Annotated in this window: 17 protein-coding genes; 16 read left to right on the top strand and 1 reads right to left on the bottom strand. The window is 67.1% G+C overall.

Going from position 1 to position 15,819, the window contains the following annotated elements; genetic code table 11:
• Window positions 1-71: 71 nt before the first annotated feature.
• The 15 genes from H2037_RS11335 (at window position 72) to H2037_RS11265 (ending at window position 12,226) form a co-directional block, all read left to right on the top strand.
• Complete coding sequence (locus tag H2037_RS11335; protein ID WP_292121774.1) at window positions 72-224, top strand: hypothetical protein; 153 nt, start codon at window positions 72-74, stop codon at window positions 222-224.
• On the top strand, window positions 221-508 hold the full coding sequence (locus H2037_RS11330) for a hypothetical protein (protein WP_292121771.1): 288 nt from the start codon (window positions 221-223) through the stop codon (window positions 506-508). The genes H2037_RS11335 and H2037_RS11330 overlap by 4 nt, the downstream gene beginning before the upstream one ends.
• The gene (locus tag H2037_RS11325) at window positions 505-888 is read left to right on the top strand and encodes a M15 family metallopeptidase (RefSeq protein WP_292121768.1); all 384 of its coding nucleotides are present in this window, start codon (window positions 505-507) and stop codon (window positions 886-888) included. Before H2037_RS11330 ends, H2037_RS11325 begins: the two co-directional genes overlap by 4 nt.
• Before the next feature lie 262 nt (window positions 889-1,150).
• Window positions 1,151-1,930: a flagellin gene (locus H2037_RS11320; protein ID WP_292121766.1), complete on the top strand. Its 780-nt coding sequence runs from the start codon at window positions 1,151-1,153 to the stop codon at window positions 1,928-1,930.
• A 325-nt stretch (window positions 1,931-2,255) separates the two neighbouring features.
• Window positions 2,256-3,023, top strand: a complete 768-nt coding sequence (locus H2037_RS11315) for a flagellin (protein WP_292121764.1) — start codon at window positions 2,256-2,258, stop codon at window positions 3,021-3,023.
• 86 nt (window positions 3,024-3,109) lie between these two features.
• Window positions 3,110-3,397 carry a hypothetical protein gene (locus H2037_RS11310; RefSeq protein WP_292121761.1) on the top strand — a complete coding sequence of 96 codons (288 nt, stop codon included), beginning with the start codon at window positions 3,110-3,112 and terminating at the stop codon, window positions 3,395-3,397.
• A 136-nt stretch (window positions 3,398-3,533) separates the two neighbouring features.
• On the top strand, window positions 3,534-4,358 hold the full coding sequence (locus H2037_RS11305; protein WP_292121758.1) for a flagellin: 825 nt from the start codon (window positions 3,534-3,536) through the stop codon (window positions 4,356-4,358).
• A 59-nt stretch (window positions 4,359-4,417) separates the two neighbouring features.
• Window positions 4,418-7,111: a transcriptional regulator gene (locus H2037_RS11300; RefSeq protein ID WP_292121755.1), complete on the top strand. Its 2,694-nt coding sequence runs from the start codon at window positions 4,418-4,420 to the stop codon at window positions 7,109-7,111.
• Window positions 7,112-7,201: 90 nt separating this feature from the next.
• Complete coding sequence (locus tag H2037_RS11295) at window positions 7,202-7,885, top strand: hypothetical protein (protein ID WP_292121752.1); 684 nt, start codon at window positions 7,202-7,204, stop codon at window positions 7,883-7,885.
• Window positions 7,885-8,313: a hypothetical protein gene (locus tag H2037_RS11290; protein ID WP_292121751.1), complete on the top strand. Its 429-nt coding sequence runs from the start codon at window positions 7,885-7,887 to the stop codon at window positions 8,311-8,313. The genes H2037_RS11295 and H2037_RS11290 overlap by 1 nt, the downstream gene beginning before the upstream one ends.
• Window positions 8,314-8,497: 184 nt before the next feature.
• Window positions 8,498-8,995 carry a single-stranded DNA-binding protein gene (gene ssb, locus H2037_RS11285; protein ID WP_292121748.1) on the top strand — a complete coding sequence of 166 codons (498 nt, stop codon included), beginning with the start codon at window positions 8,498-8,500 and terminating at the stop codon, window positions 8,993-8,995.
• A 20-nt stretch (window positions 8,996-9,015) separates the two neighbouring features.
• Window positions 9,016-9,471, top strand: a complete 456-nt coding sequence (locus tag H2037_RS11280) for a DCC1-like thiol-disulfide oxidoreductase family protein (protein WP_292121745.1) — start codon at window positions 9,016-9,018, stop codon at window positions 9,469-9,471.
• The gene (locus H2037_RS11275; protein WP_292121743.1) at window positions 9,468-10,769 is read left to right on the top strand and encodes an SDR family oxidoreductase; all 1,302 of its coding nucleotides are present in this window, start codon (window positions 9,468-9,470) and stop codon (window positions 10,767-10,769) included. Before H2037_RS11280 ends, H2037_RS11275 begins: the two co-directional genes overlap by 4 nt.
• A complete protein-coding gene (locus H2037_RS11270) occupies window positions 10,766-11,236 on the top strand; it encodes a DUF2269 domain-containing protein (RefSeq protein WP_292121740.1) in 471 nt (156 codons plus the stop codon). Before H2037_RS11275 ends, H2037_RS11270 begins: the two co-directional genes overlap by 4 nt.
• A gap of 63 nt (window positions 11,237-11,299) precedes the next feature.
• The gene (locus H2037_RS11265; protein ID WP_292121738.1) at window positions 11,300-12,226 is read left to right on the top strand and encodes a DMT family transporter; all 927 of its coding nucleotides are present in this window, start codon (window positions 11,300-11,302) and stop codon (window positions 12,224-12,226) included.
• A gap of 23 nt (window positions 12,227-12,249) precedes the next feature.
• Here H2037_RS11265 and H2037_RS11260 read toward each other — a convergent pair whose 3' ends face one another.
• Complete coding sequence (locus tag H2037_RS11260; protein ID WP_292121735.1) at window positions 12,250-12,825, bottom strand: superoxide dismutase family protein; 576 nt, start codon at window positions 12,823-12,825, stop codon at window positions 12,250-12,252.
• Window positions 12,826-12,947: 122 nt separating this feature from the next.
• Between H2037_RS11260 and gyrA the strand changes: the two genes are divergently transcribed.
• Entirely contained in the window at window positions 12,948-15,725 is a 2,778-nt protein-coding gene (gene gyrA, locus H2037_RS11255; RefSeq protein WP_292121732.1) for a DNA gyrase subunit A, read from the top strand.
• The last annotated feature ends 94 nt before the right edge of the window (window positions 15,726-15,819 follow it).

The following is a 15,819-nucleotide window of genomic DNA, read 5'->3' as shown; positions in this document are numbered from 1 at the left end:
GGTGCGGGCCTTAGCTTGTCGGGCGCGGGCGGGGCGGGCGGTGGAGGCGTGGTTCGCATCACGGCCGTCGGATGAGCCGGCGGCCCCCGGCCTTGCCGGTTGAGGTGCTCGAGGCCGAGGCCTGGGAAGCGCCCGAGATGCTGAACGACGCCGACCGACGTGCGCACACGGGATTCAACGGTCCCTGCGCGGGCGGAGTCCATGACGAGGAGGACGAAGGATGACCAGACGAACGACGCCCGCGACGCGCCGCCCGCACGACCAGACCCTGGCCGAAAGCCGTTGGCTGTGGCGCAGACTATACGCCTTCACCGTCAGCGCCGGTCTGTGGGTGCTGCTGATGCGGACGGTGGCGCGGATGCCGGCCGAAATGCTGCTGAAGATGACCGACGGTCTGATGGGGCTGCTGGCCCTGATCCTGGTCCTTTATCTGGTGGCGCCGACGGCCCAGCAGCTGGCGACCCTGGTCGCCAATGTGCGGCTTAGGCCGCCGGTGGGCCGACCATGAGTTTCCGGCTTTCCGCCCGGTCGCGCGCGCGGCTGAAGGGGGTTCATCCGAGTCTGATCGCCGTGGTCGAAGCGGCGATCAGTCGGAGCACGGTCGATTTCATGATCACCGAGGGGCTGCGCACGGCCGAGCGTCAGGCGGCGCTGGTCGCGGCCGGCGCCAGCCGCACGCTGAAGTCGCGTCACCTAACCGGTCACGCGGTGGACGTGGCGGCCCTGATCGACGGCCAGATACGCTGGGACTGGCCTCTGTACGGCCGGATCGCCGAAGCCTTCAAGGCGGCGGCGCGGGAGCGGGGCGTTCCGATCTTCTGGGGCGGCGACTGGAAGACGCTGCGCGACGGACCCCATTTCGAATTGGATCGAAAGGCCTTCCCGTGAGCCGCATCGACCCTGAACCTTCCCAAAAGCGGCGGCCTTAGAAGCGAGGGGCAAAAACGACTCGGCAACTTCTGCCGCCGCATGGCGGGAGTTGCCGAGCGCCTCACCGAGACCGGATGAAATATCGTTATAAATCAAAGATAAGATTTTGGACCAGGCCCGAAACCGGATGGCCCCGCCTTTGCTCTCTAGAGAGCGAGCAAAATGCTCCCGGCGCTAAAATGGCGCTGGACATCACACGAAGTGAAAAAGGACAGCCAAAATGGCTAACAACAGCGTAAATGTGAACGTCGGCGCCATGATCGCGCTGCAGAACCTCAACGCGTCCAACAAGATGTTGGACGTGACGCAGAACCGTGTCTCGACGGGGATGAAGGTTTCCAGCGCCAAGGATAATGGCGCGATCTTCGCCATCGCGACGAACCAACGCGCCGAAATGGGCGCGCTCAACTCGGTCATGCAATCCCAACAACGCGGTCAGTCGATCGTCGATGTCGCCCTGGCCGCAGGCGACACCGTCGTCGCCGCCCTGACTGAAATGAAGGCCCTGGCCGTGGCCATCGAGGCCGGCGGCAGCACCGCGACCACCACCGCGCTTCAAAACGACTACGACGCCCTGCAGACCGAGATCGATAGCGCCCTGGCCGGCGCCAACTTCGACGGCGTCAACCTGTGGACCGACGGCGCTGTGACCAGCGTCATCACCGACACCGCCGGCGGCACCTTCGACATCGGCATCGCCGCCGCCAGCGACGGCACGCCCGCCACCGCGACCGCCGCCGACGTTCAAACGGCGATCGAGGCCTTCACGGCCGATCTGGCGACCTTGGGCACCCAGTCCAAGTCGCTGGATCGTCAGGTCACCTTCACCAGCAAGCTGCAAGACGCTGTCGAAGCCGGCATCGGCAATCTGGTCGACGCCGATCTGGCCAAGGAAAGCGCACGCCTGACGGCCCTGCAGACGAAGCAGCAACTGGGCGTCCAGGCCTTGTCGATCGCGAACTCGTCCAGCCAGATCCTGATCAGCCTGTTCCGCTCCTAAGCCAAAGGGCGTGTCGGCCTCCATGGCCGGCGTCGTCAAACCATGCGTCAGAAAGGCGGTCGGACTTCGGTCCGGCCGCCTTTTTGCTTGGTCGGAAGCATTTGCCCGGCAGATTTTTCCCACCCGCCCGGCAAAATCTGCCCGTGCTGGGCGGAAACTGCCGGGGAGGGTTAATCTAAACAAGCATATAACGCAATAAAAACAGCGTGTTGCGAGGGCGCTGGTTAACGGCGACTGGCCCGGCAATTGCTTCACCCCAAGCGGGCAAAAAGCTCCCGGCCGTCAAAACGACGCCGGACATCACGAAGTGAAAAGGACAGCCAAAATGGCTAACAGCGTTAATACGAACTTTGGCGCCAACATCGCTCTTCAGAGCCTGAACGCCACCAACAAGTCCCTGGCCATGACGCAAACCCGCGTCAGCACCGGCCAAGCCGTTTCGTCGGCCAAGGACAACGGCGCCCTCTTCGCCATCGCCACCAACCAGCGCGCCGAAATGGGCGCCATGAGCTCCGTCAAGCAATCGCTGCAACGCGGTCAGTCCATCGTCGACGTCGCCCTGGCGGCCGGCGACACGGTCGTCGCCGCCCTGACGGAAATGAAGTCGCTGGCTGTCGCCATCGAAGCCGGCGGCTCGACCGCCACGACCACGGCTCTGCAAGCCGACTATGACGCCCTGCAGACCGAGATCGACAGCGCGCTCGCCGGAGCCAACTTCGACGGCGAGAACCTGTGGACCGCTTCGGTCGACGTCATCACCGACACCGCCGGCACGACCCAGACCGTCGGCATGGGCACCCCCGCCGACGGCACCCCGGCCGGCGCCACCGCCGCTGAAGTCCAGACCGCGATCGAAGCCTTCACGGCCGACATGGCGACCCTGGGCTCGCAGTCGAAGTCGCTGGATCGTCAGGTGACTTTCGCCGGCAAGATGGAAGACGCCCTGGAAGCCGGTATCGGCAACCTGGTCGACGCCGATCTGGCCAAGGAAAGCGCCAAGCTGACCGCCCTGCAGACCAAGCAACAGCTCGGCGTGCAGGCGCTGTCCATCGCGAACTCGTCCAGCCAGATCCTGCTGAGCCTGTTCCGTTAAGATGATTGGCCGGGGCGGTTGACGCCGCCCCGGCCCTTCACTCCCGTTTGAACCCAGAAGGGCGCGGATCGTCCGCGCGAGGAGCCATGGCTGACAATGTCGCGAGCGTGTCCTCGGTAAACTTCTTTGCTTCCGAAAATACCGACGTCACTCCTGTCCCGTCCCCACCGCCGGCTTCGCCGCCGGCCGAGGATGCGGCGGAATCGACCAACTATCGCCTGACTATCGAATCCGCCGGAAACGGACGCTTCGTCTACACGATCAGCGATCCGATCACGGGCAATATCGTGCTGAAACTGCCGCGGGAAGTCGTTCAGACTCTCGCTGAAGACCCCAGCTACCGGGGCGGAAATCTGCTGAAGACCTCCGTTTAGGCGAAGGCTGTTCAGGTCGAAGGATGCGACGCCGCCGGCTTGCCGGACGGCGATATCGTGGTTTCTTTGTCGTTAACCATACGCTCACGACTCATGGTTAATCCTGCAGGGAACAGAAAGTCCGGGGCTTGAAGCCATGACCACCAGCGTCCACACCAACACCTCGGCGATGATCGCCCTGCAGAACCTGAACCGCACCAACGACCAGTTGGCGGCGACCCAAGGCCGAGTGAGTACGGGCTTGAAGGTTCAGGGCGCCAAGGACAACGCCGCCGTCTGGGCCGTCGCCCAGGGGCAGCGAGCGGACAAGGGATCGCTGGAGGCGGTGACGACCAGCCTGAACCGGGCCACGTCGATCGCGGATGTGTCGCTGGCCGCGGGCGAGCAGATTTCGGATATCCTGCTGGAACTGAAGGCCAAGGCGACGGCGGCGGCCGATCCCAGCTCCACGGCCGCCACGCGCGCCTCATATGACCAGGAATTCCAGGCCCTTCTGGGCTCGATCGGATCATTCTCGGCCAACGCCACCTTCGACGGCGCCAATATTCTGGACGGGAGTTCGGCCGTTGCGCTCGATTTCCTGGCCAGCGCGGACGCGACCGAAACCATTTCTCTGAACCGGCAGAACCTGACCGTGGCCGGGCTCGGCCTGACGGGGGAGGCGCTGACGACCCAGGCGGCCGCCACCTCGGCGCTGACGGCGGTGACGGCCGCAATCACCACGGCCAGCTCGCGTCTCGCGGAACTGGGCGCCCAGGCCAAACAGATCGAACGTCACACGACCTTCGTCAGCAAGCTGTCCGATTCGCTCGAATCCGGCATCGGCAATCTGGTGGACGCCGACCTGGCCAAGGAAAGCGCGCGCCTTCAGGCGCTTCAGGTTCAGCAGCAGCTCGGCGTCCAGGCCCTGTCGATCGCCAACCAGGCGCCTCAGGTCATCCTGTCCCTGTTCCAGAACTAAACCCGGCTTAAGGGTTCGTTATCGGCCATCGGCGCAATCTGGCGTAGCGGAGCCGATCGATGATCAACAACAGCTATCTGCTGGGACTGTACGGGGGGACGTCGAGCACGACGTCGTCGACCTCGAACACGTCCACGACTCCCGCCAAACGCACCCAGCCTACCGCGCCCTGGACGGCGACGGAGAACGTCCCAACCGCCAGCGAAATGGTGCGGTCGGCCCTGGCGGGGCGTCGCATCGTCAACGAAGCGGCGGTGGACGTCGATCTGGCCTCGGCCTCCGCCGATTATCGCAAGCTTTTCACGACCTATCAGGCGCTCAACACCTTGTCGGCCCTTGCGGACCGCGCCGCCACGCGTGGCGTCAGCGCCTCGGAATCCGCCCTGCTGAACAAGCGGTTCGCATCGGGTCTGGCCGAACTCTCGGCCTATCTCGCCACGGCCAAGTTCGAAGGCTTTCGGATGGTCGACGGGGTGGCCCAGAACACCGTCAAGACCACCGCCGCCATCGAGAAGACGTCCACCACCTTCGTGACGGCGCCGGTGCACGAGGGCGCCCTGACCGATACGGTCGCGGCTTTTGAAGGCGACGTTCGGTTTTCCATCGGGGTCTCGATCGCCGGCGGCGCGCAGAACACCATCGACATCGACCTCTCGGGCATGGGTTCGACCCCGCGCACCTTCGACAATGTCACCACCTTCATGAACGCGCAGCTCGAAGCGGCAGGCGTGGAGACGCGCATCGGTCGCGAGCAGACTCCCGGCGCGACCAAGTCGGTGAAGGTGGGAGACAAGACCGTGACCCTGCCGGCGGGGCCGGATCAGTGGGCGCTGAAGGTGTGGGGCGGGGCGGGCGAGACCGTATCCTTCTCCGCTGCGGAAACCTCCGACGCCGTCTATGTGACCCAGACCACCGGCGGCAGGGCTGAAATGCTGAAGTTCCAGGCGGATGGGGGAAGCGCCCCGACCGCGACGCAGGGACTGGGCGAGACCTTCTGGGTCGATGGCCGGGCCGGCCAGGTCGCCCTGCCTGAAGGGGTCGCCGCCGTGCGCGACAGCGCGGTCGCCGCGGACGGCTCCGTCTGGGTGCTCGCCGACCTGACGGAGGGCGAGGACGACCAGCCGATCAAGGGGCAACGCGACGTCGCCCTGATGAAGTTCGATTCCGCCGGAAACCTGACCCAGACCAAGCTGCTGGGGGCCGCGTCGAGCGCCAACGGCTTCTCCCTCGCCATCGCCGACGACGGCCGGATCGCGGTCGCGGGTTCGGTGACCGGCGCCCTGGATGCAGGCAAGAGCGGCGACGACGCCAATGTCGCGGACAGTTTCGTGACCGTCTTCGACGCCTCGGGGCAGGAGCTGTGGACCCAGCGGCGCGGCGCCAAGGCGGCCGACGAGGCCACCGAGGTCAGCTTCGGCGCCGACGGCACGGTCTATGTCGCGGGTCGGTCGCGATCCATGATGCCAGGCGCCGAAGGCGCGCTGGGCGGATGGGACGGCTATCTCCAGGCCTTCAGCGAGCAAAGGCTGACCCCCACCTCGCCGCTCAGCGGACTGATGGTCGGCTCGACCCAGTTCGGGACGGCCGGCGACGACAACGTCCAGGCCATGACGACCTCGGGCTCGAACCTCTATACCGCAGGCGTCGAGAACGGCCGGATCATGGTCCGTCAGTTCACCCTCGACGCCTCGGGCGCGCCTACTCTGTCGTCGACCCGCGATCTCGGCGCGGCCCAGGGCGCGATCGCCGGGATCACGGTCGACAACGGTCGCGTCATCCTGACGGGCCAAACCGACAACGCCGCTCTGGACGTAGGTGGGGCGACCAACGCCCATGCTGGCGGCACGGACGTGTTCGTGGCCGTTCTGGACCCCGACCTTCAACCCTCCGCCAACGAACGGCTGACCTATTATGGCGGCGCCGGCGTCGACACGGCGTCGGATGTTCAGGTCAAGGACGGCAAGGTCTGGATCACTGGCGTCGCCGATCGGCCCAGCGATGCGGCGAAGACCGATCCGACCCAGGCCTATCTGGCGCGACTGGACCCGCTGACCGGCGCCGTCGAGTACAGCCAGACCTGGCGCGCCCAGGGCGACCAGGCCGTAACGGGCAGCCTGACGGTCGTGTCCGGCGGCGCCAGCGTGCTGGACAAGCTGGGCCTGCCGCAGGGCGAGATCATGCAGGCGGACTCCAAGCTTCTGACCGTCGCCACCTCCGCCCGGGTCGGCGACCAGTTCAGCATCACGCCGGGCAACGGCACGCGAGCCATAACCGTGACCATCGCCGCGAACGACACGATGGCGAGCCTGGCCAAGAAGATCACCAACGCCTCGAACCGTCAGCTGGTCGCGACCGTGGTCGTCGACAAGAAGGTCTCGCCGCCGACCGAGCGTATCCAGATCGAGGCCGCGAACGGCAAACAGGGCGCCACGATCTCGTCCGGAGCCTTCGGCAAGGACGCCCTGGGCGCCCTGGGCCTGTCGCCGGGCTATATCGGCAATACGGGCGACAAGGAAAAGAAGGCCTACGGCCTCAATCTGACGAACACGCTGAACCTCAGCAATGCGGACGCCATCAAGGCGACGAACGACGCCCTGGCCCTGGCCCTGACATCGGTTAGGTCGGCCTACAAGTCGCTGGCGCCGTCGACCGCCGCCGTCACCAACAGCTATACGGGCAACGGTTCATCGACCGCCTATCAGCAGACTCAACTGGCCAACTTCCAGGCCGCGCTCAGCCGCCTGACGGCCTGATCCGACGCGCCGTCGCCCTATGCGACGCTAGGCAGTTGACGCCCGACGCCGGTTCCGGGTTATTGGGCGCCTCAGTTGCGAAAGCCCGTCATGGCCCTTCCGAAAGACAATCGCGTCATCATCGCCGTCGGCGCCGGGCTGGTGATCATCGCCGCCGTCGTGCTGGCCCTGATCTTTACGGGCGGCGGCGACAAGACGCCGGAAGCGCCGCCCGCCGCAAAGGGGGGGCTGACGGTCGATCTGGCCGACGCCCCGACGCTGGAACCGACCCGGGAACTGCGCTGCTTCGTCGATGGCCGCTTCGTCGGCATGGCGACCCTGGCCGACTGCGCCCAGCGCAACGGGCTGGCGACCGACGCCCTGGACGTCGGCATCGACGAGACGGGGGCCCTGGCCGCCGCCCCGACCGCCGCCTTCGCGCCGCCGCCGGAACTGCCGCCGGTCGAACTGGCCGAGGCTGATCCTGCGCCGCGCGTCGAGCCAGGTCCGTCCGCACCCAGCATCCCCGCGCCCGCGCCGGCCGTCGGCGGCGCGCCATGCCTGCGCCACACCGGATCCGACTGGCGGGTCCTGTCCAGCGGCATGAGCCTGAACGCCTGCGTCCAGGCCCTGTACGCCGGAACCTGCGTCCGTCCAGGCGACGCCCAGTATGGCCGCTGGGGCGATACGACGCTGCGTCTGGTGCCGCGCCGGGTGGAACAGTCGGGCGACAACAGCCGTTTCCGCACCCTGGCGGAGCAGGATCGCAACTGCCAATTTCCGGGTCTGAATTGATGCGCGCCCTTGTTCTTTCCGTCGTCGTCGCCGGCGCCGCCGCCCTGGCGGCGTGCAGCAACGAACCCCAGTTCGAATTCGAGCCGGGCGTCTGCTATTTCGTCGCGACGCCGGACGGCGAGGCGCCGCGCCTGCAGAAGATGGGCGAGAACGTCGCCCAGATCGAACTGTGCGCCGGCCAGCTGGAGGAGATGCGTCTGCGGTTCCTGCGCATGGGCGGTTCGAACCAGGAGGTGACCGGCGCCTATCAGGGCCGTTTCATCTTCGTGGACCGCGAAGGCGTGAAATTCGGCCAGAGCCTGACCGGCAGCCGGTTCTTCGCCATGGCCCGCACCGGCGACGGGCGACTGGCCATTCCGGGCGCCATCCAGCGCGACGAGACCGGACGACCCATCGCCATAGCCGCGCCTCCGCCCGAACCCAAATAGGCGAGGAGCCCGCGTTCGCAGGGGCTTGCACAAAGTGAACAAAGGTGGAACATTTCGTTAATCCACCGGTTTGGCGGGTCTGATGTCGAAAGCGGCTGGCGGTGATCCGCCGCAGGCCTAAGACATCCGGCTGAATTACGGGGCGGTCGAAGGACTCGCCGCTCCTCGAGAGAAGGAAGTTTCCATGGCGGGCAGCGTCAACAAGGTCATTCTGGTCGGCAATCTGGGCCGCGACCCCGAAATCCGGTCCATGCCGAACGGCGACCGTATCGCCAACCTGTCGATCGCTACGTCCGAGACCTGGCGCGACAAGTCCTCGGGCGAGCGCAAGGAAAAGACCGAGTGGCACCGGGTCGTCATCTTCAACGACAACATCGTCAAGGTCGTCGAGAACTATGTGAAGAAGGGCTCGACCGTCTATATCGAGGGCGCGCTCCAGACCCGCAAATGGACCGACCAGCAGGGCGTCGAGAAATATTCGACCGAGATCGTGGTCAGCCGCTTCAAGGGTGAACTGACCATGCTGGGCGGCCGTTCTGAAGGCGGCGCCTCGCAAGGCGGCGGTTACGGCGGCGGCGGTCGCGGCGACGACGACTATTCCTCGGGCTTCTCCACCGGCGGCGCCAACAAGCCGAGCGGCCCCAAGGAAAGCTACGACCTGAACGACGATATTCCGTTCTAAGGCCGATAGCCGAACGAACCATGGGGCGGGGGCCGTACAGCTATCGTGACGATCCCGCCGTCCCGGACTTTCCGGACGACCGGCCCCTGGTCCTGTTCGACGGCGACTGCGCTTTGTGCTCCAACTCGGCGCGCATGATCCTGAAGCGCGACCGGGCCGGGGTGTTCCGTCTTGCGCCGACGCAGTCGCCGTTAGGGCGGGCCTTGTTGATCCACTACGGGCTGGACCCCGACGATCCCTCAACGATGCTGCTGATTCAGGACGGCGTGGCGCGCGAGCGGTCTGACGGCGCCCTGGGGATCGCCGCCCGTTTGCCGGCGCCCTACAGGCTGGCGGTGTCGGCACGGATCGCGCCGCGCTTCGTCCGTGACGCCCTCTACGACTTCGTCGCGCGCCGCCGTCGCCGGATTCCGGGGCCGACGTGGTGCAGCCTGCCCCCGAGCGGCGTCGATCTGGCCGACAGGGTCCTGGGATGAGCGGACGGGTGCTGGTGCTGGGCGCCAACGGCTTCATCGGTTCGCACATCGCCGCAGCCCTGTCGTCTAAGGGCTGGATCGTGCGCGCCGGCGCGCGTCGCATCGCCGAACCCGCGCGGCGGGCGCCGGGCTTCGACTGGGTCGTCGCGGACTTTTCCAGACTCACGACCGCGCAGGCCTGGGCCCCGCTCTTGGCGGACGTGGACGCCGTGGTGAACTGCGTCGGCGTGTTGCAGGACGGAGCGGGCGACAGCACCCGCGCCGCCCATGTCGACGGCCCACGCGCCCTGATCGCGGCCTGCGAGGCGGCGGGCGTCCGGCGGCTGGTGCATATGTCGGCCGTCGGCGCCGACGACGCGGCGGGCACGAACTATGCGCGCACCAAGGCCGAAACCGAAAGGCTGGTGGCGGCCAGCGGTCTGGACTGGCTGATCCTTCGGCCGTCGCTGATGGTGGATCGGGCGGCCTTCGGCGGCACAGGCCTGATCCGGGCTCTGGCGGCCTTTCCCCTGTTCAGCCCCGTCGTCGGCGGAGACCAGATTTTCCGGCCCGTCCCCCTGGGCGATCTCGCCGCCGCGGTGGTCGCGGCCCTGAGCCCCGGCGCGCCGTCGCATCAGTCGCTCGACATGGCAGGACCGGAAGCGGTGACGATGGTCGAGACCGTGCGCCTGTATCGCGGCTGGATGGGACTGCGGCCCGCGCCGGTGGCGCGCCTGCCTCGCAGTCTGGCCGCGCCGGCCCTGGTCGTCGGAGACCTGCTGGGCCGGCTGGGCTGGTCCTCGCCTATCCGCACCACGGCCATGCGCCAGATGGACCATGACGTTTCCGGTCAGGACAGCGGCTGGGCCGAGACGTTGGGCGTGTCGTCGCGCGGTTTCTCGCGGTTTCTGGCCGAGACCCCCGTCTCGGTTCAGGATGTCTGGCATGCACGGCTGTGGTTCGTGCGACCCCTCGCCATACTGACCCTGGGGCTGTTCTGGCTGATCACGGGGCTGATCAGCTTCGGCCCGGGCTGGAACGGCGCTGTCGCCATATTGCACGAGGGGGGATACGGCCGCTGGGCCGGGCCGGTGGCCTGGTGGGGCGCCTTGCTGGATGTCGTGCTAGGCCTGATGCTGTTCGTGCGGCCATGGACGGCGCGGGTGGCGGTCTTCATGTGTCTGGCCACCGTCGGCTATCTGATCGCGGGCACGCTCAGCCTCCCGCACTATTGGATCGACCCGCTGGGGCCGTGGCTGAAGGTGTTGCCGATGATGGTCCTGTGCCTGTTCGTCGCCGCCACGGACGCGCGCCGATGAGCCTCTATGTCCTGCTCAAGATCGTCCATATCCTGTCGGGTGCGGTGCTGTTCGGAACGGGGGCGGGGATCGCCTTCTTCATGCTGCGCGCCCATGCGACCAGGGACGCCCGGACGGTGGCCGAGGTCGGTCGGATCGTTGTCCTGGCCGATTTCGTCTTCACCGCCAGCGCGGTGGTGGTTCAGCCGATCAGCGGCCTGGGACTGATCCATCTGCAGGGCTGGCCCCTGAGCAGTCCGTGGCTGCTGGCGGCCTATGGCCTCTATGTTCTCGTCGGGATCTGCTGGCTGCCGGTCGTGTGGATCCAGTACCGGATGACAAGACTGGCTGAACAGGCGGCGGGGCAGGGGGCGTCTCTGCCGAACGCCTATCATCGCCTGTTCGGCTGGTGGTTCGGCCTGGGCTGGCCGGCTTTCGCGGGGGTGCTGGCCATCTATTGGCTGATGGTCGCCAAGCCGGAATTCTGATCCGAAACCTTGGGTCATAGAAAATGAACCGACGTCGGCGGCGCGCCGTGCCATAGGCCCGTCATGACCGACATCGCTCCTGCGCCCGCGCCCCTGCCTGTGCGTCCCCACGCTCTGACCGGCCTGGAGATCGCCGCCATCGTGGCCATCATCGTCGTGTGGGGCGTCAACAACGCCGGGGCCAAGCTGGCTACCGAGACCCTGCCGCCCCTGTTCGTGGGGGCGATCCGGTTCGGGATCGCGACGGCCTGCCTGATCGCTTTCGTGCGTCCGCCGTTCCCGGACTGGAAAAGTTTGACCGTAATCGTCGTCCTGGGCGGGCCGATCCAGTATGGCCTGGGCTATGTCGCCTACTGGCTGGCGACGGACGTCAGTCCGGTGACGGTGGCCAACCAGCTGTGGATTCCCTTCACCACCCTGTTCGCCTTCCTGATCCTTGGCGAGCGGCTGAGCAAGGCGGCCCTGGTCGGCATGGGGGTGGCCTTCGTCGGCGTGGCCTGGATGACCCTGGACGCCCACGCGCTGCAGGACTGGAAGGCGATCCTGGTCGCCATCGCGGCCGGCGCGGCTTGGGGCGTGACCACGGTCGTCGCGCGCCGCACCACCTCGATTCCGCCGCTGAAGATGCAGGGCCTGCTGGCCCTGGGCGCCTTCCCGGTCATGGCCTTCGGTTCGGCGGTGTTCGAGCAGGATCAGTGGGCGGCGGTGCAGCGCGCCACCCCCATGGTCTGGGCCTCGCTGCTGTGGGCCGGCGTCGTCTCGTCGGTTCTGGCGACCACTCTGCTGTTCTGGCTGGTGCAGCAGCGCGAGGCCGGGCGAGTGACGCCCTATCTGCTGGTGACGCCGGTGGTGACCATGCTGATCGGCTGGGGCTTCATGGGCGATGTGCTGACGCCGCAGATTCTGACCGGCTCGGCCATCGCCATGGGCGGGGTCGCCGTCGTGGCCCTGGCCGAGCGGGGACTGCGTGCGGGAGCGGCCAAGGCCTGACGCCGTCGCCGCTCCCGAAACGATCAGCTTGCGCTGAGCGCGGCGCAGGCGACCCGGTCGCCGGCCCCGCCGATCGGCTGGGTCGAGTGGTCGTCGGGATTGGCGTGGATGATGATGGCCGAGCCGTCCTCGTCCCACAGCCACTGGCCGGAGCCTTCCGACGAAATGCGCGCCCGCGTGGTGAACAGTTCGGCGTTCACCTTGCCGTCCGCGCCCGCATAGACGTTGGGCAGGTCGCCGTCGTCGGGGCCGCCTGGGTTCAGCAGACCATGCGGCGCCTTCGGGGCGCCGTGGTTGATGTGGCCGCCGGACGATGTGAAGGGCGTGGCGCATTCGCCCGTCGCATGGATGTGGATGCCGTGCCAGCCGGGCGTCAGGCCCGAGGCCTCGACCTTGATGATCAGGCCGGTCGGTCCCTGACGCATCTCGACCCGGCCGATGTTCGCCCCCTGGGCGTTGACCAGCACCGCCTGTCCCGTGGCCCCGACGGGCGCACGTTGGGCCTGCATCTGGGCCGCGTCGGCGGTCGAGGCGCAGGCGCCGACGAAGGCCAGGGGGGCGGCGAGAAGGAGGGCGGCGGCGAGGGTCGGTGCGCGCATGTGAAAAGTCCTTTCAGAGACGGGCTTTCACGGCGACGTCGCTTTGCCTCCGAAGCCCTGCAATGCTAGAAATCGTCACAGCGGATCACGTTCCGATTCCGGCCGCATAAAGCCACGCTTCCTTGACCGACGACAGCTACGAAAACGCCGCAACTCCGATCAATGGCGGGAGCGGCGGCTCCGACATTTCCACGATCACGATCGAGGACGAACTGAAGCGTTCGTACCTCGACTACGCCATGAGCGTGATCGTCAGCCGCGCCCTGCCTGACGCCCGAGACGGCCTCAAGCCGGTTCACCGTCGCATCCTCTATTCGATGCACGACCTGAACATGACACCCGAGCGCAGCTATTCGAAATGCGCCCGTGTGGTCGGCGACGTTCTGGGCCGGTTCCACCCCCACGGCGACGCCTCGGTCTATATGGCCCTGGTGCGGATGGCCCAGCCCTTCTCGATGGGGCTGATGCTGGTCGACGGCCAGGGGAACTTCGGCTCGGTCGACGGCGATATGCCCGCTTCGATGCGTTACACCGAGGCGCGGATGGCCCCGGCCGCCGTCGCCCTGATGGCCGATATCGACAAGGACACCGTCGATTTCCAGCCCAACTACGACGAAAAGGAGCTGGAGCCGGTCGTCCTGCCGAGCCGGATCCCGAACCTGCTGGTCAACGGCGCGGGCGGCATCGCCGTCGGCATGGCGACCAATATCCCGCCGCACAATCTGGGCGAGGTCGTCGATGCGGCCCTGGCGCTGCTGGACGACCCCGACGTGTCGGACGACGCCCTGCTGGACATCGTGCCCGGTCCCGACTTCCCCACCGGCGGCGAGATCATGGGCCGCACCGCCCCGCGCAATGCGCTGCGCGACGGTCGCGGTTCGGTCGTCGTGCGCGGCCGCGCCTCGGTGGAAGAGATCCGCAAGGATCGCGAAGCCATCGTCGTCACCGAACTGCCCTATCAGGTCAACAAACAGACCCTGATCGAACGCATCGCCGAAATGGTGCGCGAAAAGCGTCTGGAAGGCATTTCCGACGTCCGCGACGAATCCGACCGCCAGGGCATGCGGATCGTCATCGAGCTGAAGCGCGACGCCTCGGGCGACGTCATTCTGAACCAGCTGTGGCGCTACACCGCCATGCAAAGCTCGTTCGGCGTCAACATGCTGGCGCTAAACCACGGCCGGCCTGAGCAGATGGGCCTGCGCCAGCTGCTGCAGATCTTCCTCGACTTCCGTGAGGAAGTCGTCGTCCGTCGCGTCAAGTTCGAGCTGAACAAGGCCCGCGACCGCGGCCATGTCCTGGTCGGTCTGGCCGTCGCCGTCGCCAATATCGACGAGGTCATCCACATCATCCGCTCCTCGGCCGATCCGACCGAGGCGCGCGAACGCCTGCAGGCCAAGCCCTGGCCCGTCGGCGACATGATGGCCTTGGTCGAGCTGATCGCCGACCCGCGCAGCGTCGTCATCAACGGCGACAGCCTGCAACTGACCGACGAACAGGCCCGCGCCATCCTGGCCCTGACCCTGTCGCGTCTGACCGGCCTGGGCCGCGACGACATCTTCGGCGAGGCGAACGGCCTGGCCGACACCATCCAGGGCCACCTGACCATCCTGTCGGACCGCAAGAACGTCCTGGCCATCATCCGCGACGACCTGATCGACGTGAGGGCCAAGTTCGCCGTGCCGCGTCGCACCCTGATCGGGGAAGGCGACGGCGAGATGGAGGACGAGGACCTGATCCCGCGCGAGGACATGGTCGTCACCGTCACCCACGGCGGCTACGTCAAGCGGGTCGCCCTGAACGCCTATCGGACCCAGCATCGCGGCGGCAAGGGCAAGTCCGGCATGACGATGAAGGACGAGGACGCCATCACCGGCGTCTTCAGCGCCTCGACCCACACCCCGGTCCTGTTCTTCGCCACCAACGGCAAGGCCTATAAGCTGAAGACCTGGCGCCTGCCGCTGGGCAGCCCGCAGTCGCGCGGCAAGGCCTTCGTCAATCTGCTGCCTATCGAGCCGGGCGACAGCATCATGAACGTCCTGCCCCTGCCTGAGGACGAGACGACCTGGGGCGACTACGACATCATGTTCGCCACCTCGACCGGGGATGTGCGCCGCAACAAGCTGTCCGACTTCGCCACGGTCAACCGCGCCGGCAAGATCGCCATGAAGCTGGAAGGCGAGGACCGGATGGTCGGCGTCGGCCTGTGCACCGCCGACGACGACGTGCTGCTGACCACCGCTTTGGGCCGCGCGATCCGCTTTAAGGCCGACGACGTCCGCGTCTTCAAGGGCCGGGATTCGACCGGCGTCCGGGGCGTGCGCCTGCAGGACGGCGACGAGGTCATCTCCATGGCCATCCTGGGCCGCGTCGACGCGACGCCCGAGGAACGCTCGGCCTACGTCAAACACGCCAACGCCATGCGCAAGGCCCTAGCCGGCGCGGACGGCGAGGAAGATGTCGCTCCGGTCGAGGCTGACGACGACGCCGTCGCCGACGCGGCTCTGACGGTGGAACGGATCGCCGAACTGGGCGCCGCCGAACAGTTCATCCTGACGGTCACCGAGACCGGCTTCGGCAAACGGTCCTCGGCCTATGAGTATCGTCGCACCGGTCGCGGCGGCCAGGGGCTGACGGCCCACGGCCTGGGCGGTCGCGCCGGCACACGCCTGGCCGCGGCCTTCCCGGTCGAGGAGACCGACGACCTGCTGCTGGTCACCTCGGGCGGTCAGATGATCCGTACACGGATAGATCAAGTCCGCATCGTCGGCCGCTCCAGCCAGGGCGTCACCATCTTCCGCACCGGCAAGGACGAAAAGGTCGTCTCGGTCGAACGCCTGCCCGAAAGCGGCGGCGCGGATGAGGCGGACGTCGCCGGTGAAGAGGGCGGCGAGGACTGATTAACACCCTCTCCCTTTGGGAGAGGGCTTGAGCGACCGAGAGCGTAGCGATCGGTCTTGCGCGACCCGAAGGGCGGCGCGTAGCAGCCAAAGG

Source organism: Brevundimonas sp. (assembly GCF_013912065.1).
Classification (GTDB): domain Bacteria; phylum Pseudomonadota; class Alphaproteobacteria; order Caulobacterales; family Caulobacteraceae; genus Brevundimonas.
The sequence above is the reverse complement of the archived record's forward strand: the minus strand, read 5'-3'. Positions and strand labels throughout refer to the sequence as shown.